The organism is Devosia neptuniae (assembly GCF_025452235.1).
Taxonomy (GTDB): domain Bacteria; phylum Pseudomonadota; class Alphaproteobacteria; order Rhizobiales; family Devosiaceae; genus Devosia.
This window is the reverse complement of the sequence record NZ_CP104965.1, coordinates 3,117,651-3,138,441: the sequence shown is the minus strand read 5'-3', so window position 1 is coordinate 3,138,441 and position 20,791 is coordinate 3,117,651. Positions and strand designations below refer to the sequence as shown.

17 protein-coding genes are annotated in these 20,791 nt (G+C 61.5%); 11 read left to right on the top strand and 6 right to left on the bottom strand.

Annotated features, from left to right (window positions below; genetic code table 11):
• Positions 1–176: 176 nt before the first annotated feature.
• The 11 genes from N8A98_RS18180 (at position 177) to N8A98_RS18130 (ending at position 12,399) form a co-directional block, all read left to right on the top strand.
• A complete protein-coding gene (locus N8A98_RS18180) occupies positions 177–2,303 on the top strand; it encodes a putative bifunctional diguanylate cyclase/phosphodiesterase (RefSeq protein ID WP_315974507.1) in 2,127 nt (708 codons plus the stop codon).
• Between the two features lie 27 nt (positions 2,304–2,330).
• Entirely contained in the window at positions 2,331–2,891 is a 561-nt protein-coding gene (locus N8A98_RS18175; RefSeq protein WP_262167409.1) for a hypothetical protein, read from the top strand.
• A gap of 207 nt (positions 2,892–3,098) precedes the next feature.
• Positions 3,099–4,544: an NAD(P)-binding domain-containing protein gene (locus tag N8A98_RS18170; RefSeq protein WP_262167408.1), complete on the top strand. Its 1,446-nt coding sequence runs from the start codon at positions 3,099–3,101 to the stop codon at positions 4,542–4,544.
• Positions 4,541–5,161, top strand: coding sequence for a 2-hydroxychromene-2-carboxylate isomerase (locus N8A98_RS18165; protein WP_262167407.1), 621 nt, complete (start codon positions 4,541–4,543; stop codon positions 5,159–5,161). Before N8A98_RS18170 ends, N8A98_RS18165 begins: the two co-directional genes overlap by 4 nt.
• On the top strand, positions 5,161–6,174 hold the full coding sequence (locus N8A98_RS18160) for a dipeptidase (protein ID WP_262167405.1): 1,014 nt from the start codon (positions 5,161–5,163) through the stop codon (positions 6,172–6,174). Before N8A98_RS18165 ends, N8A98_RS18160 begins: the two co-directional genes overlap by 1 nt.
• Before the next feature lie 24 nt (positions 6,175–6,198).
• Positions 6,199–7,263 carry an ABC transporter substrate-binding protein gene (locus N8A98_RS18155; RefSeq protein ID WP_262167403.1) on the top strand — a complete coding sequence of 355 codons (1,065 nt, stop codon included), beginning with the start codon at positions 6,199–6,201 and terminating at the stop codon, positions 7,261–7,263.
• Positions 7,264–7,276: 13 nt separating this feature from the next.
• On the top strand, positions 7,277–8,335 hold the full coding sequence (locus N8A98_RS18150) for an ABC transporter ATP-binding protein (protein ID WP_262167402.1): 1,059 nt from the start codon (positions 7,277–7,279) through the stop codon (positions 8,333–8,335).
• The gene (locus tag N8A98_RS18145) at positions 8,332–9,183 is read left to right on the top strand and encodes an ABC transporter permease (RefSeq protein ID WP_262167400.1); all 852 of its coding nucleotides are present in this window, start codon (positions 8,332–8,334) and stop codon (positions 9,181–9,183) included. The genes N8A98_RS18150 and N8A98_RS18145 overlap by 4 nt, the downstream gene beginning before the upstream one ends.
• 1 nt (position 9,184) lies before the next feature.
• Positions 9,185–9,979 carry an ABC transporter permease gene (locus N8A98_RS18140; RefSeq protein ID WP_262167399.1) on the top strand — a complete coding sequence of 265 codons (795 nt, stop codon included), beginning with the start codon at positions 9,185–9,187 and terminating at the stop codon, positions 9,977–9,979.
• Between the two features lie 10 nt (positions 9,980–9,989).
• Positions 9,990–11,465: a carboxylesterase/lipase family protein gene (locus N8A98_RS18135; protein ID WP_262167397.1), complete on the top strand. Its 1,476-nt coding sequence runs from the start codon at positions 9,990–9,992 to the stop codon at positions 11,463–11,465.
• A gap of 16 nt (positions 11,466–11,481) precedes the next feature.
• On the top strand, positions 11,482–12,399 hold the full coding sequence (locus N8A98_RS18130) for a LysR family transcriptional regulator (protein WP_262167396.1): 918 nt from the start codon (positions 11,482–11,484) through the stop codon (positions 12,397–12,399).
• A 34-nt stretch (positions 12,400–12,433) separates the two neighbouring features.
• Here the strand turns inward: N8A98_RS18130 and N8A98_RS18125 are convergent, their stop codons facing one another.
• From N8A98_RS18125 to N8A98_RS18100, 6 genes are all read right to left on the bottom strand, one after another.
• A complete protein-coding gene (locus N8A98_RS18125; protein WP_262167395.1) occupies positions 12,434–13,420 on the bottom strand; it encodes an ABC transporter permease in 987 nt (328 codons plus the stop codon).
• Between the two features lie 62 nt (positions 13,421–13,482).
• On the bottom strand, positions 13,483–15,417 hold the full coding sequence (locus N8A98_RS18120) for an ABC transporter substrate-binding protein (RefSeq protein WP_262167394.1): 1,935 nt from the start codon (positions 15,415–15,417) through the stop codon (positions 13,483–13,485).
• Positions 15,418–15,485: 68 nt separating this feature from the next.
• Positions 15,486–17,591 carry an alpha-amylase family protein gene (locus N8A98_RS18115; protein ID WP_262167392.1) on the bottom strand — a complete coding sequence of 702 codons (2,106 nt, stop codon included), beginning with the start codon at positions 17,589–17,591 and terminating at the stop codon, positions 15,486–15,488.
• The gene (locus tag N8A98_RS18110; RefSeq protein ID WP_262167390.1) at positions 17,581–18,621 is read right to left on the bottom strand and encodes an ABC transporter ATP-binding protein; all 1,041 of its coding nucleotides are present in this window, start codon (positions 18,619–18,621) and stop codon (positions 17,581–17,583) included. Before N8A98_RS18110 ends, N8A98_RS18115 begins: the two co-directional genes overlap by 11 nt.
• Complete coding sequence (locus N8A98_RS18105) at positions 18,618–19,655, bottom strand: ABC transporter ATP-binding protein (protein WP_262167389.1); 1,038 nt, start codon at positions 19,653–19,655, stop codon at positions 18,618–18,620. The genes N8A98_RS18110 and N8A98_RS18105 overlap by 4 nt, the downstream gene beginning before the upstream one ends.
• The gene (locus N8A98_RS18100) at positions 19,652–20,788 is read right to left on the bottom strand and encodes an ABC transporter permease (RefSeq protein WP_262167387.1); all 1,137 of its coding nucleotides are present in this window, start codon (positions 20,786–20,788) and stop codon (positions 19,652–19,654) included. Before N8A98_RS18100 ends, N8A98_RS18105 begins: the two co-directional genes overlap by 4 nt.
• Between the last annotated feature and the right edge of the window lie 3 nt (positions 20,789–20,791).

Below are 20,791 nucleotides of genomic sequence, written 5' to 3'. Positions count from 1 at the left end.
ATGCGGTCGGACCGAAAAAGGTTTTCAAACTGCTTGCTTGGTAGTTGGTGGCACCGTCACTGCGATCGCCCAAGATGTTTGTCGGATAAAGTAACCAGAAATACATAACTCTATTCATCAACTTTCAACTGATCTCGGGATAAAGGCGTACGTACGCCAACCTAAGCCGGCGAAGATTGTCGAAAGTTCAAACGACCATGATGACTGTGCTGGGTTGCGTATTTTATGACCACAATATCTGGTTGGTGGCCGTAGCGGCACTGGTCTGCCTGGCCGGCTCTTCGGCCACTATTCGCCTGTTCAATCGCGCCGCCAATACCACCGGCCTGCAGCGGGCCGGCTGGCATTTCCTGACCGCGGTGGCGGCGGGTTCGGCGATCTGGTGCACCCATTTCATTGCCATGCTCGCCTATGATCCCGGCGCCCCGGTCGGTTTTGATCCGGTCATGACCATTGTATCGCTGCTGATCGCCATGCTGGGCGTACAGCTGGGGTTTATCCTGGCGGCAAGCGGTTTGACGCGGCTGGCGCCGGCGCTGGGTGGAGCGGTTGTCGGGGCCGCAATCGTCGCGATGCACTATACCGGCATGATGGCCTATCGCGTGCAGGGTCTGGTGTCGTGGGACATGGACTATCTGGTGGCCTCGATCGTGCTGTCAGTGGTGTTTTCCGCGCTGGCATTGCACCTGGCGATGCGCCGCGTCTCCTGGGCGGACAAGTATCTGGCAACAGGCGTGCTGGTGCTGGCGATTGTCAGCCTGCATTTTACCGGCATGACGGCGTTCCAGGTCTCCCCGATGCTGATCGACGGCTCATTCTCCAATCCGTCCGCCTTGCAGGCCCTGGCAATTGCTGTGGCGGGCGTCGCACTGGTCATTCTGGGAGCGGGCGCCGCCAGCTACCTGATCGATGGCAGCATGCGTGCCGAATCCTACGAGCAACTGCGCCATATGGCGATGAGCGACAGCCTTACCGGCCTGCCGAACCGGGCCAGCTTCAACGATCATCTCGACCACGAAATCGATCTGGCGGCCGAGACCGGCGGCAAGGTCGCCTTGATCGGCATTGATCTGGATCGCTTCAAGGAGATCAACGATCTGCACGGCCACGGCACCGGTGACGAAGTGCTGCAGGTGCTGGCGCGGCGCATGAACAAGCTGCTGGGCGAGGGCGAGTTTGCAGCCCGGCTCGGCGGCGATGAATTCGCAGCGATCTATCGCATGCAGGGCCCGGCCGAGCTGCCCAATTTCCTGTCGCGGCTCGAAACGGCCCTGTTCAAGCCCATTCGTCTCGATGATTTCGAGGTCATTCCCGGTGCCAGCATGGGCGTGGCCATCTATCCCGATAATGCGACCGACAAAGAAGCGCTGGTCAACAATGCCGATCTGGCCATGTATCGCGCCAAGGCCGATATCACCCGCGCCGTCTGCTTTTACGAACGATCCATGGACGAAATGGTCAGGGCGCGCCGCAATCTGGCGGGCGAACTGCGCGAGGCGCTCGAGAGCAACCAGCTCGACGTGCACTATCAGGTGCAGACTTCGCTGACGACCGGCGAAATCCGCGGCTACGAAGCGTTGCTGCGTTGGGAGCATCCGCAACGGGGCTTTATTCCGCCGACCGAGTTCATCCCGCTGGCCGAGGAAAACGGGCTTATCCTGCAGATGGGCGAATGGGTATTGCGCACCGCCTGCGCCAGGGCTGCCTCATGGGAGCCGCCCTACAAGGTGGCGGTCAATCTCTCCCCGGTGCAGTTTGCCCATACCGACCTGCCCAAACTGGTCATGGAAGTGCTGCGCGAAACCGGGCTGGCGCCTGACCGGCTGGAACTGGAATTGACCGAGTCGACGATCTTTGCCGACAAGGAACGTTCACTGCATATGCTGCGCCAGATCAAGGAATTGGGCGTGAACATTGCGCTCGACGATTTCGGCACCGGCTATTCATCGCTCGACACGCTGCGGGCCTTCCCCTTCGACAAGATCAAGCTCGATCGCTCATTCATGAGCGAGGTGGAATCGAGCCCCCAGGCCAAGGCCATTATTCGCGCCGTGCTGGCACTGGGCAAAAGTCTCGAAATTCCGGTTCTGGCCGAGGGTATCGAGACGCATGGCCAATTGGCGCTGCTGACCACCGAGGGCTGCGATGAGGCGCAGGGCTATCTGTTTGGCCGCCCTGCCCCGCTGCAGCAGATCGTTACCAGCGGCCAGTTGACCCTGACCGGACACAACGTGGCGGCACAGGCCGTCGTGATCGTCCGCGCCGAGACCGTAGAAATGAATTTGATCGCTCGTTCGGCCTGATTTCATCTGATCCTTGGGGGTATCTGCATGACTTTGAACGCGACTGAATCTGGGCCCCAGCGAGGGCGACTTGAGAATGGTTTCATCGCCCTGCTCTGGATCCTTCCGGTGCTGCTGGCCGGCCTGAACTGGCTGATCGAGGGCCCGCTGCCCTCGCTCCTCATGCTGGCAGGCGGCCTCCTAGTGGCTGCCTTGCCAACCTTCTACTGGCGCCGGCGGCGGCAGAATGGCGCCGTGCCGGTAGTTTCCAGCATGGCACTGGCCGCCCAGATTACCCTGTTGACCATGACCACCCTGCCGCTCCATCTCGATGGCCTGCAGCTCTATCAAGACATGCATTTCTGGTTCTTTGCGGGGCTATGCCTGTGTGCATGCTGGCTGGACCGGCGCGCCGTGCTGGGCTTTTTCGGCGTCGCTATTCTCTACCAGCTCGCCGCCTATGGGCTGCTGGCGAACTTCTGGTTTGCCGCCGAAGACGACGTGGCACCGCAGTTCGTGCGGCTTGGCATGTTCGTGGCTGCGGCCGCAGCATTGTTCCTGCTGACATCACGCTGGGGCGCCAGCCGGTATCGCCAGCGAAACGCTTGATCAGCCGACGGCCCGCGATCGGCCTCCGCCATGCCTGTCAGGCGCTGAGGCCGTTAAACGCGGTTCAGCTTAATTCTCCCAAGAATCTTCCAATGGGCAGGGCGTTTTTCTACACGCCGGTGACCAACTAGAAAATTCGTTTGACACATCCTAGAGCAATGACAATTCTAAATATGCATAATGAGGTTATCACAGCACTGAACTGATATGACCGCTTACACCGCACCGCTACGAGAACTCGAAGAGCGCCTGAGGCAAGATCTAGGCTGGCTCAACCTGCCGGCCAAGCCTTGGGTTCCAGCCCGCGTGGAACGCGGCGAGCGAGTTCTTGACGTGGCGGTGATCGGTGCCGGCATGTTGGGCTTGGTTACCACTGCTGCGCTGCGCAATATCGGCGTTGATGCCGTTCGAGCCTTCGATCGCGCACCTGCCGGCCAAGAAGGTCCCTGGATCACCTCCGCCCGCATGGAAACGCTTCGCACCCGCAAGGATGCGGCCGGCCCGGCCCTCGGTGTGCCATCCCTCACCTTCCGTGCCTGGTTCGAGGCACAGTATGGCGCCCAGGCCTTCACAGAGATGAGCCTCATTCCACGCCCTATGTGGATGGAATACCTGGTTTGGTACCGGCAGGTGCTCGGTTTGCCAGTGCAAAACGACACCGCCATTACCGCCGTGACCCTGCGTGATGATGGCCTTATCGCCTTGAGCCTCGATAGAGCCGGCAGGCCAGGCACCCTCCTCGCCCGGCGCGCCGTGCTTGCAACGGGCATCGACGGGCTCGGCACGCCCGGACTGCCCGAGGTGGCAAAAGGCCTGAGGGCCCGTTATTACGCGCATAGTTCCGAACGCATCGACATGGTGGCACTCAAGGGAAAGCGCGTCGCTGTAGTGGGCGCCGGCGCATCCGCTATGGACAACGCAGCAGCGGCCTTAGAGGCGGGTGCGGCGCGAGTGGACATCTTCATCCGCCGTGCCGACATTCCGCGCGTGGACAAATTCAGCGGTGTCGGCAGCCGGGGCATGACCTATGGCTATCTCGGCCTGCCTGACGCGGCCAAATGGGCCTATATGGTCGAAGGCGAGCGCGCCCAGATTCCCCCGCCGCGCCATAGCGTCTTGCGGGTCACCCGTCACGCCAACGCCCACTTCCATCTGGCGAGCCCCATTGAAAAGCTCGAAGAGCATGGCGGGATGGTGGAAATCACCACCCCCAAGGGCAAGTACGCGACGGATTTCATCATTTTCGCCACCGGCTTTGCCGTCGATTTCGCCGGCCGACCGGAATTTGCCACCATCGCGCCATTCATCCGGCGCTGGGCAGACGCTTACCGGCCACCGGCCGGTGAGGAGCATCCCGGCCTTGCGGCCATGCCCTATCTCGGCCCAGGCTTCCAATTCCTGCCGCGCGACAACGCGCCGCCCGCCATTTCCAACATCTTCTGCTTTGCCTATCCGGCGGTTCTCACCCACGGCAAGATTACCAGCGGCATTCCGTCAATCGGCGAAGGCGCCACTCGTCTCGCCCAAGCGATCGCCCGCTCGCTCTTTGTCGAAGACCGCGCCGTGCACCTGCAGGCGTTTCGCGACTTTGCCGTGCCCGAGCTTCTCGGTGACGAATGGATTGACGCTGATGAGGAGGTGCTGTCCGCATGAGCGAACCAGTCCTGCAGATATTTTACGGCATTTCCTCGCCCTGGGCCTATTTCGGCGCCCAGCGCGCCAAAAACATTGCCGAGGCGGCCGGCGCCAAATTGGTGCTGCGCCCCATCCGCATCATCGAGGCCAATGGCGGCATTCCACTGCGCACCAGGCCCGACAGCCGGCAGAACTACCACGCGGTCGAACTCGATCGTTGGCGCAAATTCCTCGATATTCCGCTCAACCTGACGCCTAGATTCTATCCCTGCCGCACCGTCGAACCCGCCGCCCAGGCGGTGATATCAGCGCAGCAGGCGGGGCTGGATGCGTTTGCCTTCTCCTTCGCCATCCAGCGCGCGCTATGGGCCGAGGACCGCGACATTGCCGATCTCGATACACTGCGCGAGCTGGCCCTGGCCACCATCGGGGCCGAAGGGGCCGCGTTGGTGCGAGACCCGCAACCCGAGGCCATCATTGCGCAGTGGCACGACAATCTCGCCGAGGCCGAACGGCGCGGCATTTTCGGCACGCCGACCTATGTGGTCGGCGACGAACTGTTCTGGGGCCAGGACCGGCTGGACTTTGTCGCCCGCGCCCTGGGCGCCACGCAGCATTCCAAGGAAACCTTCTGATGAGCCAAGTCCCCGAACAAGCCCAAGCCCTGCATGATCGCTCGATCATCGTCGATGGCCTGCAGACCTCGCTCTGGGGCCGGCCGATCTTTGAGGAAATGCGCGCCGGCGGGCTCACCGCGGTCAATGTCTCGACTGTGCTGTGGGAGAACTTCCGCGAAGGCATCGACTATGTTTCGCAGTGGAAACACTTCCTGCGCGAGCATGCCGATATCATCCGCCCGGTGCGCAGCGTAGCCGATATCCACGCCGCCAAGGCCGAGAACAAGACCGGCATCATCATCGGTTGGCAGAACACGTCCCCGCTCGAAGACAAGCTCGACTATGTCGAGATCTTCAAGGATCTGGGCGTCGGCATCATGCAGCTGACCTATAATACCCAGAACTATTCCGGCGCCGGATATCTGGAAGAAAACGATAGCGGCCTCACCGGTTTCGGCCGCGAAGTGCTGGATGAAATGGGCCGCGTCGGCGTGCTGTGTGATTTGAGCCATGTCGGCGACAAGACCAGCGCCGATGCTATCGCCTATGCCAAGGGGCCGGTCTGTATTTCCCACGTCCTGCCGCGCGCCCTGCACAATGTGAAGCGCAACAAGCCCGATCATCTGTTCCAGGCCTGCGCCGAAAAGGGCGGCCTTGTCGGCATCAGCCTCTTCGCGCCCGGCCTTGCCGCCGGCAATGACGCCACGGTCGAAGACGTGCTCGACGCCATGGAGCATGTGATCAATCTGATTGGCGAAGACCATGTCGGCATCGGCACCGACTTTTCTCTCGACCGGCCCCGCCCCAGCGACTGGCTGCTCTGGGCCAATCGCGACAAGGGCACGGCACGCACGCTGACTGAATTTGGCTCGGTCAAGATCAACAAGCCCGAGGGCATTCGCCGGATGACCGACATGCCAAACCTCACCGCCCGCATGCTGGCGCGCGGCTGGAGCGAGGCAACCATCACAAAACTGCTCGGCGGCAATTGGCTGCGCGTTCTCGGCGCGGCCTGGACACCACGCGGCTAACTGACATCCCTTGGAGACGACATCATGACCCGACCGACCATCCGCCACCTGACTGCCATCCTCGCCGCGGCAACCGCCTTCACCCTCGGCGGCATCGCCATGGCGCAGGACGCCACCACTGGCAGCGTCCACATTGTGGGCTTTTCAGGCGTCTTCGCCGACAATTATCAGAAGTTCATCATCGAGCCGTTCAAGGCCCAGCATCCGGGCATTGAAGTCACCTATGAGCAGTCCAAGAATTCGGCTGAAACGCTGGCGCTGCTGACCCTGCAAAAGGCTGATCCGACCGTCGACGTGGCGCTGATCGACGTTGCCGTCGCCATCAAGGGCAATGCCGAGGGCCTGTTTGCCCCGCTCGACCCGGCCGTGGTCACCAACCTCGCCGACACGCCCGACTGGGCCCGGATCGGGGAAGATCGCAATATCGCCTTCTCGCAGGACAATCTGGTTATCCTCTACAATACAGAGACCGTCTCCGAGCCGCCCACCAGCTGGACCGATCTCAAGGACCCCAAATATCAGGGCCGCATCGCCGCCCGCCTCGCCGATACCCGTGGTGTGATCCTGATCCCCATTCTCGATAAGATCGCCGGCACCGATTACAAAGAAAGCATCGATCCGGCCATCGCCGCGATCAATGAATTCGCGCCCAATGTGCTGACCTGGGACCCGGCGCCCGATTGCTATGCCGTAGTGCAGAGCGGGGAAGTCGATCTCTCCATCTGCTGGAATGGCCGGGCGCAATATCTGCATGACACCCAGGGCGGCATTATCGGCATTTCCGCACCCAAGGAAGGCAGCATCGGCCAGACCAACACGATCAATCTGGTCGAAGGCTCCAAGAACGCGGAAGCCGCCCAGCTGTTCATCAATTATGCGCTGAGCGCTGAAGCCCAGGCCACCTTTGCCGAACAGAGCTTCTATGGTCCGGTCAATTCCAAGGTGGAACTCACCGATGCCGTTGCCGCCCGCATCTATGGCAGCAAGGAAGCCCAGGCCGCCCAGACCAGCCTAGACTGGCCCTATATCGCCACGGTCTATTCGGACTGGATCCAGCGCATCAACCGCGAAGTCATCGCGTTTAACTAGGACTATTGAGCCGATGCCCGATTCCCACCTCATCGTCGAAAGCCTGACGAAGACCTATCCGGGCAGCACGGCCTCGTCGGTCGACCATGTCGACTTCAACCTGCAGAAGGGCGAAATGCTCGCCCTTCTCGGCCCTTCGGGCTGCGGCAAGACCACGATATTGCGCATGGTGGCCGGGCTCATCGCGCCAAGTTCAGGCCGCATCCTGCTCGAAGGGCGCGACATCGCCCAACTGCCGGTCTATCGGCGCAATATGGGCATGGTGTTCCAGTCCTATGCCCTGTTTCCGCATATGAACGTCGCCGAAAATGTCGCTTTCGGCCTCGAAATGCGCGGCGTGCCCAAGGCCGAACGGGCTGATCGGGTGGTCCGGGCGCTCGATCTGGTCAAGCTTTCCGGCTATGGCGAACGCCGCATCACCCAGCTCTCGGGCGGTCAGCAACAGCGCTGCGCCATTGCCCGCTCGCTGGTCATCGAACCCGATCTGCTGCTGCTCGACGAACCGCTGTCTAATCTCGACGCCAAGCTGCGCGAGGAAATGCGCGACGAAATCCGCGACATCCAGGCGCGCACCGGCGTCACCTCGATCTTTGTCACCCATGATCAGGACGAAGCGCTCTCCATGGCCGACCGCATGGCGGTGATGTCGGCCGGCCGTATCGAGCAGATCGGCACACCGCGTGAAGTCTTTGACCGCCCGGCCACCGAATTCGTCGCTGGCTTTATCGGCGCCGGCAATTTCTTCTCCGGCACCGCCAGCGACGGCCAGGCCGATATTCCCGGCTTCGGCCGCCTCGCCTTTAGCGAGCCCGTTCCCGCCGGGACAGCCGTGCGCCTGCTGGTCCGGCCACACCGCATTGTGCTGGGCGACCAAGGTCCGAACCATTTCAGCGGCGTGGTTGAACATCTGGTCTATCGCGGCCAGTTGCTGACCCTCACCGTTCGGGTGGGCGAGCGCACCATCGTCGCTGACCTGCCCACCCATGCCGGCAAGCTGCCTGCGCTGGGCGAAACGGTTTCCCTCTCCATCGCGCCCGATGACGTGACCCTGATTGGCGAGGCGGCTTCGTGACCGACAAAGCATCGCACCGCGGGCTGCTGCTCTGGCTCCTCTTGCCGGGCCTTCTGGCACTCGGCGTCAGCTTCGTGATGCCCATGCTCTGGCTGCTGCGGGCCTCTTTTTCGACTTCGGCGTTTGGCGGGCCGAACGGGGAATGGACGCTGGCCAATTACAGCACGGTGATCTTCGATCCGTTCTATTGGCGGGTGGCGACCAATACACTGACCTATGGCCTGTCGGTCACCTTCTTTGCCGTGCTGCTCTCCTACCCCATCGCCCTGTTTCTTACCCGTACCACCAGCCGCTGGCGCGGCCTGCTCACCGCCCTCGCCATCGCCCCGCTGCTGACCTCGGGCGTGGTGCGCACCTATGGCTGGATGGTCATTCTGGGCGATCGCGGCGTCATCAACGGCAGCTTGCAGGCACTGGCGCTGACTGACGCCCCCATTCGCCTGGCCAATAATTTCCTCGGCGCCACCATCGCCATGATCGAAATCCTGATGCCCTATGCCATCCTCGCCATTCTCTCTGGCCTGGGCCGGCTCAATGCCCAGCTTGAGGAAGCCGCCGCCATGTTGGGCGCCAATCGTTTCAAGGTATTCTGGCGTATCATCCTGCCGCTCAGCCTGCCCGGCGTACTGACGGCGGCTTTGCTGGTCTTCGTGCTCGCCATTTCCGGCTTCGTCACCCCACGCCTCATGGGTGGTGGCCGCGTGTTCGTGCTGGGTACCGAGGTCTTCTCCGAAGCCACCGTCACGCTTAACTGGCCGCTGGCCGCCGCTCTGGCGCTGCTACTGCTGATCATCTTCAGCTCGGTTATTATCCTCTATCGCCGCGCTTTGCGGGCTCTGGAGGCCTGAGATGAACCAGACGTCCCTGCTCGCCCGCTGGTCCTGGCGCCTGTTGATCACAGCGATCTACCTCTTCCTGCTCGCGCCCATCCTGATCGTCTTCATCGTTTCCTTCGACACCCGGCAATATCTAGCCTTCCCCCCGGAAAGCTATTCCCTGGGCTCCTATGCCCTGGTGTTCCAGAACGCCACGTTCATCGGCGCCTTCTGGCGCAGCCTGGGCATTGGCATCGTGGTTGGATTCGGCGCCGTGGCGATCGGAACGCTGCTTTCGCTGGCGTTGACCCGCCATCGCTTTCGCGGTGAAGGCGCGGTCAATTTCCTCGTCATCGCGCCCTTCATCGTGCCCAATATCGTGCTGGGGGTGGGGCTGGTGCTGGTGCTGGCCAATTTCGGCCTGCTCGATACCTATCCCGGTATTATCCTCGCCCATCTGGGCGTCACCATTCCCTATACGGTGCGCACCGTGAGCATGAGCCTGTCCTCGGTCGACCGGCGCGTCGAGGAAGCTGCCATGGTGCATGGGGCTTCGCCGCTCAAAGTATTCTGGCGCATCACCCTGCCCCTGATCCGCCCCGGCCTCATTGCCGGATGGGTGATCGCCTTCCTCATCTCGTTCGACGAGACCACGATTTCGCTGTTCCTCGTCTCGGTCAAAGCCTCGACCCTGCCCACCGAGATTTATCGCTACCTCGAATATTCCACCGATCCGCAGATTGCCGCGCTTTCGGTGATCCTGATTCTCATTTCGCTTGTCGTGGTGATCGCGCTCGAGCGCCTGATCGGGCTGCGCAAGGCCGTATAGGGAACCGCCAATGACCATGCTCACCCTGCCCGGCGGCACGATCGAAGGACTGGCCGAAAACGGCTACCTCTCCTTTCTCTCGGTGCCCTACGCCGCCCCGGTCACCCCGGCGCGCCGCTTCCTCGCGCCGCAGCCGGTCGAGCCCTGGTCCGGCATTCGCGACGCGACCAAGCTGGGGCCGGTCTGCCCGCAGATCGCCACCTATGGCCCGGTGGGGCGCAATGCTACGTCCGGCCTCGCCCATGGCATCAATTTTCTGACCCTCAATATCCGCACGCCTTCGCTTGATGGCGCCGCGCCTGTGCTGGTCTGGGTGCATGGCGGCGGCTATGCCGTGGGCTCGGCCAATGAACCGATCCTGCAAAGCGGTGCCTTCGCCGCCAGCGGCATAGTCGAAGTCACCGTCAATTACCGGCTCGGCGCACTGGGTTTTCTGCACATCCCCGGCCAGCCCGACAATCGCGGCCTGCTCGACCTGCTCGCGGCACTGAACTGGGTGCGCGACAATATCGCCAGCTTCGGTGGCGATCCCGAGCGCGTCACCTTTGCGGGCCGCTCGGCCGGCGGTTTTGCCGTTGCCGCAGTGATGGCCATGCCAGCCGCACAGGGTCTCTTCGCGCGCGCCATGCCGCAAAGCGGCGCCAGCACCGCCATTGCCACCATGGTGGATGCGCCAAAGCTCACCGCCCGCATGTGCGCGGCCCTGGGTACCAGTCCCGAGGGCCTGGTGAACATTCCCATCAACGACCTGCTGGTCGCCCAGCGCGATCTCTGCAACCAGAGCTACGAGCACCACGATTTCGACCGCGACGGTGCCGCCGCCATGCTCGGCGTGCCCTTCGTGCCCATCATCGATGGCATCACCCTGCTCGAACATCCCGAAACCGCCGCCGCTGCGGGAAGAACAGCCCGTGTGCCCATGATGATCGGCTGCACCAGCGCGGAATATCTCACCCATTCCAGCGTCCTGCCCGCCGAACTCGACTATGCCGGCGCCGCAGGCCTGCTGCATGAGCGCGTCCGACCGCTGGACCTGACCGGAGGGGGCATTGTCGAGCGCTATCGCGCCGCCCTGCCAGGCCATTCCCCGCACGGCATCTGGCGCGCGGTGGCCGGCGACCTGGTGTTTCAGAATCCGGCCAGCCGCTTTGCGCGGCTCTGTTCCGCCCACCAGCCGGTGTGGAAATATCTCTACGGCCCAATCGCCGCCGACGAGACCGGAGCCGCCCATGGCGCCGAACTGGGCGCTGTCTGGTATCGCGATGGCATGGACCTCTCCCGCCAACCCGAGCGCCAGCGCGTCACCGATCCGGACTTCGCCGATCAGGTGCACGAAATCTGGCGCGCGTTCATTGCCGGCGCGGTGCCGGACGACTGGCCGCGCTTCTCCGCCGACAACCAGGTGGTGCTGCACGTGGCGCAGGGCGCAGTCGGCGTGGAAGCGGACATGTTTGCGGCGAGGCTGGGACTCTGGCAAAGGCCGTAGCAGGAGGGCGCAGACGATGAAATATTTCGAAACCAAACAGCTCGAGGCATTTTCTGCTGTCGTGTCCATCGGCAGCATGACCGGCGCCGCCAAGGCCATCGGCCGCTCGCAGCCTGTCATCACCCGGCTTATCCAGGATCTTGAGGCGGAAGTCGGTTTTGCCCTCCTCCATCGCAATGGCCCGCGCATCTCGCCCACGGCACAGGGCCTGGCCTTTTCAGAGCAGGTAGAAGTGTTTCTCTCCGGCCTTCGCGCTATTGGTGATCGCGCCGAGGCAATCGAAAAATCGGAACAGCTCCCCATCCAGATCGCTGCGGTACCCGCCCTGGCCAGTAGCCTGCTGCCCAACGCATTGGCCAACATTCCGCCGGAACTTCTGCCCAACAAGATCCACATCCAGAGCATCTCGTCGGAGAATGTGGTTCAGGCCGTGATTGCGCGCACAGCTGAGATAGGCATTGCAAGCTGGCCGCTCGACAATCCGGGCATCGAAGTGCACTGGCAGGCGGAAGTCCAATGCAATGCTGTGGTCTCGGTCGATCACCCGCTGGCGGGCTTGTCGGCTATCGCCGCCACCGACCTCAAGAACCAACGCCTGATCGTCGCGGCCAATCCGTATCGCCTGAGAATGCCGATCGAAGAGGCCCTGACCGCGCATGACATCGGCATGTCCTCGGTCATCGACTGCAATGCCACCTATGTGTCTTTGTCCCTCGCCCGCAAAAACCTTGGCGTCGCCATCGTCGAACCCCTGACCGCCATCGGACTCCCGCTAGATGGCGTCAGGGTCATTCCGCTCACCTTCCGAATACCGTTCCGCTGGAGCGTCATTACCGCAATCGGCCGGCCACTCTCGGCCGCCACCGAAGTGATTATCCGTGAAATGCGAAAAACCGCTCTCGCCGAAGTGCCGAGCGTCGTCACGATAGATTAATTGCAGGCACCCCCACATTGCTCCCTGCCATCGATCACGAATAGCGAATGCGTGGATCGAGCCAGGCGAGAAGCAGATCGGACAGCAGCGTTCCGATCACGGTGAGCACGCTCAGCATCATGATGAAACTGCCGGCCAGATACATGTCCTGGCTGATCAGTGCCTGCAGCAGCAGCGGGCCGGTCATGGGCAAATTGAGCACAACGGCAGTGATGGTCGCGCCGGACACCAGCGTGGGCAACACCCAACCCACGGTCGAAATGAACGGGTTGAGCGCGATGCGCACCGGATATTTCAGCAGCAACCGGTTCTCGGACAAGCCATAGGCGCGCGCGGTGACGACATAGGGCTTGCCCAATTCGTCCAGCAGATTGGCCCGCAGGATACGGATCAGCGAGGCCGTGCCGCTGGTGCCGAGCACGATCGTCGGAATGATCAGGTGCGTTCCCAGATCGACGAGCTTGCCCCAACTCCAGGGCGCATTCTCATATTCAGGGGAGAACAGCCCGCCAATGCCGGTATTGAAATAGCGAAACGAGAAATACATCAGCACCAGCGCGAACAGGAAATTGGGGATGGCCAACCCGAGCACCCCCACGAAAGTCGCCAGATAATCCCCGATCGAGTTCTTGCGCACGGCGCTGTAAATGCCGATCGGCAGCGAGATCGCCCAGATGAAAAGCAGGGTGATCAGCGCCAGCACGAAGGTGAGGCCAAGCCGATTCCAGAGCAGGTCCGCAACGGGCCGACGCCATTCCAGCGAATAGCCGAAGTCGCCGGCGAAGATGATGTTGGAAATCCACTTCCAATATTGCACATGCACCGGATCATCGAGCCCGTAACGGGCCCGCAATGCCGCCATTTCGGCGGGATCGACAGTGGTCCCCTGCAGGTTGAGCTGGGCCACCATGGCCGTCACATAGTCGCCGGGCGGCAATTGGATGATGATGAAGGTCATGACCGAAATGGCCGCGATAGTCACCAGCATGTAGAACAAGCGGCGGGCGATGAAGGCGGTCATTTGGGTCATACTCCAGCAAAGCACCATCCAGCCCCGTGGGCCGGATGGTGGGGTCGGGAGGGTTACGGGGCGGCGTAGTAGAACTGTTCGGGATTGGCAGCGCCTGGATGGGCATATTCGCTGCTGGCGAGCAGCACGCCTGGGAAATTGGCCATCCGCTTGTTGACGATGCCGTAGTCCGAAGTCGGCTGCATGACACCGATCGTATAGAATTCCTCTGCCGAGATCGCGAGCAGGTCCTTCATCAACGCCAGGCGTTTAGGGACATCGGTCGTGGCAAACACTTCCTGATAGAGCACCATCTGTTTTTTGGCCGCCTCGGGCGGCTCTTCCGGATTGGTGTCCTTGGTGAACCACTGTCCCCACGTGGTGGCGTAGAAGGCCGCCCATGACGAGGGGAAATAGTATTTGGGATCGAACAGGGAGTCCGGGCCGCCAGAGGCCGACCAGACGGCCGAGTCATGCTCATTGGATTCGATGCGCTGGTTGAGCGCGGTCGTGTCGGAGGTGTTGATCAGCAGGTCGACACCGATCTGCTTCCAATATCCCTTGATCAACTCGGCGCTGTCGATCCAGGGCTGACGGATTACCGAGATGTCCATGGTGAACTGCAACGGCCGGCCATCGGACAGCAGCCGAATGCCATTGCCATCCTTTTCCGTCAGTCCGATCCCGTCGAGCATTTCATTGGCTTTGGCAATGTCGAACTGGGTGAACTGGGTCGCCATTTCCTCGTCGAACAGCGGGGATTCTGGTCGCTCCACCGTCTGGTAGGGTAGCCCCTGCCCCAGCCAGACCAGTTCGATAACCTCGTCACGGTTGATGGCCGTGGACAGGGCCTGGCGGAACGTCTTGTTGCCGAACACTTCGCGCAGGACCGGGTCCTTGTGCGTCATATTCAGCGAGATGATCATCAGGTTGGCGCGGTTGGGCAGCACTTCGTAGAACTCGTAGCCACCGGATTCCTGGTTGTCGAAGAAGGTACCCCGGTTTTCCGGAGTGGCGACGAAGCCGACATAGGAATCCAACATGTCAAAGTCGCCATTGGCGGCCTTGAGCAGGGTGACCTGGGGATCGGTGATGATGTCGACGGTGACGCGATCCATATACGGCAATTGATTGCCCGCGTTATCGACCTTGAAGTAATAGGGGTTGCGCTCGGCGATCACCTGAGCACCGCTGCCTTGGCCAATGCCCTGGGTAATGATCCATGCATGCAGCCGTGGCAATTCCGGGTTGCGCCACATGTCGGCTTTGGCGTGGAAATTCTGCACCCATTCAGCGCCGGCAGCAGCTTCATTATAGGTGGGATGGAACTGCTCGAGATAATGCCGCGGATACGCGAAGGGCTGGTTCTGCTCGGCGTCATTGGATGGCGTTGCCATATACTGAAGAAGCAGGCCATTGGGCCCGCCGAAGATGAACTTGACGGTCGTTTCGTCGATCTTCTCGACCACCAGAGGCTTGTCATTGCGCACCGACCATGTCGGCTTTGCCGGGAACAGTTCGGTGTTTGAATAAACGTCCGTGTACCAGAACATCACATCGTCGGCCGTGTAGGGCTCACCGTCACTCCATTTGTGGCCCTTACGCAGGTGAAAGGTGTATTCCGATCCATCTTCATTGACGTCGACGCTTTCGGCGACGTTCATGATCACGTCCGGCACGATATCGGCCTGCTCGACATCGGGCTGCCAGGTCACCGAGCGGACAAAATTCTCGTAGCCGATGGTGCGGGCCAGCGTGCCGATGTCGCTGGGCGAGCTCATCACCAGGCGCCAGGTGCCACCATATTGCCCAACGCTTTCGAACGGCTCGACCACCATCGGGTTTTCCGGGAGCCGGTCGGCCACTGGGGGCAAAGTGCCCGCAGCGACCTGGTCGGCCAATATGGGGGCTTCCTTGTAGTCCTGTGCGACGACGACGGCCGTGGACAGCAGAATTGCTGCGACGCCGACGAAGGGCGATAACCAACGTGAAGTCAGTGCGGCTTGCATGGGTTCTTCCTCCTCTAGCTTTATCCGGGCCGCGGCTTGTCGCCGCTTTGGTCCCGGTGCGAAAAAAATCAGGCCGTCGAGAACTGGATTGCTTCGAATGCCTCGACGGGCGGCAGGGCGTACCAGACATAGCCGTCCTGATCGGCTTCCCCTTCGGGCATCATCGTCTTGCCAGACACCAGCGCGATTGCCTCGCCCCCCACACCATGCATAGCCAGGCGCAGGCCGTGCAGCGCGGGCGCATCTTCGTAGAGGTTGTTGCGCTGCCCGCCATAATTGACGAGGTGAACCAGCGTCTTGCCAGCGTCGGGCTGAGCCTGGATGGTCACTTCCAGCGCGCCCCGGCCTTCAACCTTGACCGGCGAAGCCGGTATGTTGCGGACCACCAGGTCCGTCAAGAAGGTGCGGGTATGGGGAAGGCTGTCGCGGTAGTAAAGCGCGTCGGCGTGCCAAGGCACGTAGATCGCCTTACCCTTGCCGTGGGTGCCTGTGATCGCCCCCGGCAGGACGCTTTCATAATCGGGGAAGCACAATTCAGGCGGGCCGAAGCGTTGCGGAGGCAATAAAGTCAGCAGCGTTTCGGCGCCCCGCTTTGCCTGGGCCACATAATAGGTGTGGTCGAGCATCAGCAGCTTCACGTCATCGCCGATGGGCAATTCGCCGGGCCGGACGCGGAAATATGACCCCTTCATATTTTGGCGCGGCATGGGGTTTCCGATGATCGGAAGGCTTTGCAGAACCGGTTCGTCCCGCGCCACGCCCTTTTCATCATAGAACCCGGTTTCGCCGGTCGCCAACAAGACGCCGCCTGCCTCAACCCAGGCATCGATGACTGTGGCCTCGGCATCGGAGAGACAGGTCACATTGGGCATGACCAGCGCCTCATACTGAGCAAGCACCTTGGCGCCATTCTTGCCCGTGATGACTTCGTCCACCACCATATCGAACGGCAGGCGTGCTTCGAGCAAAGCGCGATAAGCCCCACGGAATGCGGCCTCCGCATGCTTGCCGCTGGCCGGGCGCTTGGAATAGCCCCCGGCACCATGTCCGGGCACCACGTTATGAGAATGATAGAGCGCGATCCTGGAAGCGGGCTTCAGCCCCGCATAGTTCCGTTCATTGGCTTTGTGCCACTGGAACAGTTTGGACGTGTCGGCAAAAGCCGATTTGTCGTCCTGATCCATTACCCCCAGCAGATAGAAGTCGAGCGTGGCCCCACTGGCCAATTGCTGGGCCGCGCGGGCGAGCTGATAGGCGCCGGTTTCCGACACAAAGCGCCAGGCAAAATCGATGAAATTGGCCGAAGTAGACGAGACGGTCTTGCCCTGGCCATAGGCCTGGCCCCAGCGTGCCTGCTCGCCAGCCTGATAGGGCCATTCCGGTTGCGGCCGATCCACGGCGCGCTGCGTCTCCATGCGGATCAGGTCGCTATCGCCGCGGTGCCCGGTCATCGCGACTTTGGGCGCGACCTGCTTGATGTGCTTATAAACCTTGGAGCGCAACTCAAGCGACGTGCGATCCTTGAATTCCAGATAATCCGCATAGGACGGGTCGGAAAAGTCTTCCTTGAGCGGCAGCGGCTTGCCGTACATGTCGTGGAAACGGCGGCGGCAATTGTCGCACACGCAGGTGCCGAAATAATGCCCCGAATAGGTGAAGTTGGTATAGCCGAACATGTTGAAGAACACGCCGTCCACATCGTACTTGCCCAGTGACTCGCTGATGATGTCGAGCGCATAATCCTGATACCAGCCGCCGTTGACGCAGGCCTGATAGGTCCCGTTGTATTCAAGGGCCTCGCCCTTGGCATTGTGCACGAACCACTCGGGATGTGCTTCATAGCCAAGGCGAGTTGCCTTGGACATGTCGAAGCGGCCAACCAATGCGATGCCTTCGGCATGCGCGGCTTCGATTGCATCGCCCAGCGCATCACCCTTCATCATCGGGTTTATGGCCTGCAGCGGTAGTTTGGTGGGATAGAAGGCGTAGATGCCGCCGATATTGTAGAGCAGCACATCGGCGCCGAATGCCTTGATCTCCCGCGCCAGCTTGCGCTGATCGTAAAGCGCATCGGGTTGTCGCAGGTTCGTCTGCACCATGCGGTATGGCCGCTGCCACCACGTCTTGGTGTCAGTGGCGCCTGACGCCGAGCTCGGTTCATGGTCATGCAGCATCGGCGTTCACTCCCTTAAGATCGAGGCTGTCGGCAAAATGGCAGGCCACATCGGACGAGCCGACCGAGCGCAATTGCGGGTCTTCGGCGCGGCAAAGGTCCGTGGCGAATGGGCAGCGTGGATGAAAGGCACAGCCGCTGGGGCGATTGGCCGGATCAGCCACTTCCCCCTTGAGCCGCATATGCTTGCGCATCCGGGCACTGCGCGGATCGGGCCGAGGCACCGAGGCCAGCAGCGCGGCGGTATAGGGGTGGCGTGGCTTGGCAAAGAGCGGTTCGGTGTCGCTCAACTCGACGATCCGCCCAGCATACATCACCGCCACGCGGTCAGAGATATATTCAACCACGCTCAGATCGTGACTGATGAAGACGTAGGTGAGCGCAAACTCTTCCTGCAAATCCTGCATCAGATTGAGCGTCTGGGCCTGAATGGAGACGTCGAGGGCCGAAACGCATTCATCGGCAACAACGAGCCGCGGATGAACCGCCAGTGCCCGGGCGATGCCGATGCGCTGCCGTTCGCCGCCTGAAAAGGCATAGGGATAACGGCTCATATATTCGGGCCGTAAGCCAACTTTGCGCAGCAGCGTGGCGACGCGGGCTTCCACATCACGCTCGTCCTTCACGCCAAAATTGCGCAGTGATTCCCCGATAATGTCGACGACGCGCCGTCGCGGATTGAGCGAGGCAAACGGATCCTGGAAGATCATGCGGATATCGGAGCGATAACGCCGCAACTCGGTCTCCCCGAGATGGGCGATATCGGCGGGCCCTTCGCCCGCCTTCCGATATTCGATACTCCCAGCGGTAGGCTCGAGCACGCGCACCAGCGCCTGTCCCAACGTAGTCTTGCCGCAGCCGCTCTCGCCCACAATGCTGAGCGTCTCGCCCGAACGGATATCGAGACTGACACCATCGACAGCCCGGACATGGCCAACCGTGCGCTTGAGCACGCCACGCTTGATCGGGAAATGCACCTTGAGGTCGCGCGCCCGCATGAGCAGGCCGCCTTCTGCTGGCGTAACGCTCATGCCAACACCTCGGTCCGCAGTTGCGCCACTTCGGGGTCCCGCATGTGGCAAGCGACGAAATGGCCCGGCTCCAATTGCAAATTGCGCGGATCAACGACGTCGCACAGCCCTGCCCTTGCCTCCGGGCAGCGCGTATTGAACGGACAACCCGCCGGACGGTTGAGCGGGTGGGGCACCATGCCCTCGATCGCATGCAGGCGCTGCCCCTTGGCCCGGCGGGCTCCGAGCTTTGGGATCGAAGACAACAAAGCCAGCGTATAGGGGTGCTGCGGATTGTAGAAAATATCGTCGACGCTGCCGCGTTCGACGACGCGACCCAGATAGACGACCGCGACCTCATCGGCGATTTCGGCCACGACGCCGAGATCGTGCGTGATGAAAATTACGCCCATGCCGAATTCGTCCTGCAAGCCGGCAATCAGATCGAGAATATTGGCCTGGGTGGTGACGTCGAGCGCCGTTGTGGGTTCGTCGGCTATGAGCAGGGCCGGCTGGCACGCCAGCGCCATGGCAATCATGACGCGCTGCCGCATGCCGCCGCTCAGCTCGAACGGATAGTTGACCAATCGCTGCTTGGGATTGGGGATGCCAACCTTATCCAGCGCATCGACGGCGCGGTCGATTGCGGCCTTCTGACCGATCTTATGATGCAGCAGGATTTTCTCGACGAGTTGATCGCCAATGCTGTGGACTGGCGACAGCGAATTCATCGGTTCCTGGAAAATCATCGCGATATCGCGGCCCCGAATGGCCCGGATCGGCTTTCCCTTCGGATCGAGCTTGGCAATGTCCACCGGCGCCTGGCCGGGGCGGCGGAACATGATTTCGCCGCTGGTCACCCGGCCGGGCGGGGAAACGATCTGCAGGATCGAGCGGGCCAGCATCGACTTGCCCGACCCGCTCTCGCCCACGATACACAGCGTCTTGCCCGCATGCGCCTCAACATCGACGCCGTCCACCGCTCGGATCAACCCTTCGCGCAGTTTGAAGTGCACATTGAGGCCACGAATGCTCAAAAGGGGTTCGGTACTCATGAATAAGGGTCCGCCGCGTCGCGCAGGCCATCGCCAAGGAAATTCAGGGCAAGCACGGTGATGATGACGAGTACGCCGGGCGCCAGCAGCCAAGGTGCTTCAGCCAACGAGCGAATGTTTTGGGCTTCCTGCAGCAGCACACCCCAGCTCACGACCGGCGGCCGCAGTCCAATGCCCAAGAAGGACAACGAGGTTTCGGCAATGATCATGGCTGGAATGGCCAGCGTCACCGACGCGATGATGTGCGAAATGAAGCCCGGGACAAGATGACGTCCGATGATCGTCATCTGACTGGTGCCATCGAGCCGGGCAGCCGTGACGAATGGCTCGTTCCGCCAGGACATGAAGCGCCCGCGCACCTCACGCGCCAGCGAGGTCCAGCCGATCAGCGAGATGATCATAGTTATGATGAGATAAACCAGCACCGGAGACCAGGTCACCGGGATCGCTGCCGCCAGGCCCATCCACAATGGAATTGTGGGCACCGACATGATGAATTCAATCACGCGCTGGATGAGGTTGTCGACCACACCGCCAAAATAGCCCGAAATACCGCCCAGGATCACGCCAAGCACGAGGCTGACAGCAACTCCGATCAGGCCGATGGAGGTCGATATGCGGGTCCCGTAGATCACCCGGCTGAGCACATCACGACCCATACGATCCGAGCCCAGCAGATAGAATGGCTGGGCAGGATCGACCGGCCCAATCAGATGAATATCACCCGGAATGAAGCCCCACATCTGATAGGGCTGCCCCTTTACGAAGAACGATACCGGCACGCGGATCGATTCATCGGTCGTGAACACGCGGCGGAGCGTTGCCGGGTCGCGTTGCGATGAAAAGCCGGTGACGTGCAGGCCGAACTGAGTGGTGCCGTTCTCATCGGTATAGAAGAACTTCAGTGGCTGGGGCGCCAGCATTGTATAGGCGGAATCGTAGTGGTCCGGTGTGCGGGGTGCCACGAACTCGCAAAATGCGCCGATCAGATAAATGAGCGCGATAACCACAAGGCTGACCACGGCCAGTTTGTGCTCGGTAAATTTGAGCCACACCAGCTGGCGCTGACTGGCCAGACCCACCTGGTCTGCGGCCGGCACTTTTGCAGCCTGCTGGACCTCGACAATGGCCATGCG

Bases quoted from the DNA above. Each gene is read 5' to 3' on its own strand.
- N8A98_RS18165 (WP_262167407.1), top strand. From the start codon at position 4,541: ATGAGCGAACCAGTCCTGCAGATATTTTACGGCATTTCCTCGCCCTGG.
- N8A98_RS18115 (WP_262167392.1), bottom strand. From the start codon at position 17,591: ATGCTGCATGACCATGAACCGAGCTCGGCGTCAGGCGCCACTGACACC.
- N8A98_RS18125 (WP_262167395.1), bottom strand. From the start codon at position 13,420: ATGACCGCCTTCATCGCCCGCCGCTTGTTCTACATGCTGGTGACTATC.
- N8A98_RS18155 (WP_262167403.1), top strand. From the start codon at position 6,199: ATGACCCGACCGACCATCCGCCACCTGACTGCCATCCTCGCCGCGGCA.
- N8A98_RS18170 (WP_262167408.1), top strand. From the start codon at position 3,099: ATGACCGCTTACACCGCACCGCTACGAGAACTCGAAGAGCGCCTGAGG.
- N8A98_RS18100 (WP_262167387.1), bottom strand. From the start codon at position 20,788: ATGGCCATTGTCGAGGTCCAGCAGGCTGCAAAAGTGCCGGCCGCAGAC.
- N8A98_RS18105 (WP_262167389.1), bottom strand. From the start codon at position 19,655: ATGAGTACCGAACCCCTTTTGAGCATTCGTGGCCTCAATGTGCACTTC.
- N8A98_RS18130 (WP_262167396.1), top strand. From the start codon at position 11,482: ATGAAATATTTCGAAACCAAACAGCTCGAGGCATTTTCTGCTGTCGTG.
- N8A98_RS18175 (WP_262167409.1), top strand. From the start codon at position 2,331: ATGACTTTGAACGCGACTGAATCTGGGCCCCAGCGAGGGCGACTTGAG.
- N8A98_RS18140 (WP_262167399.1), top strand. From the start codon at position 9,185: ATGAACCAGACGTCCCTGCTCGCCCGCTGGTCCTGGCGCCTGTTGATC.
- N8A98_RS18120 (WP_262167394.1), bottom strand. From the start codon at position 15,417: ATGCAAGCCGCACTGACTTCACGTTGGTTATCGCCCTTCGTCGGCGTC.
- N8A98_RS18160 (WP_262167405.1), top strand. From the start codon at position 5,161: ATGAGCCAAGTCCCCGAACAAGCCCAAGCCCTGCATGATCGCTCGATC.
- N8A98_RS18135 (WP_262167397.1), top strand. From the start codon at position 9,990: ATGACCATGCTCACCCTGCCCGGCGGCACGATCGAAGGACTGGCCGAA.
- N8A98_RS18150 (WP_262167402.1), top strand. From the start codon at position 7,277: ATGCCCGATTCCCACCTCATCGTCGAAAGCCTGACGAAGACCTATCCG.
- N8A98_RS18110 (WP_262167390.1), bottom strand. From the start codon at position 18,621: ATGAGCGTTACGCCAGCAGAAGGCGGCCTGCTCATGCGGGCGCGCGAC.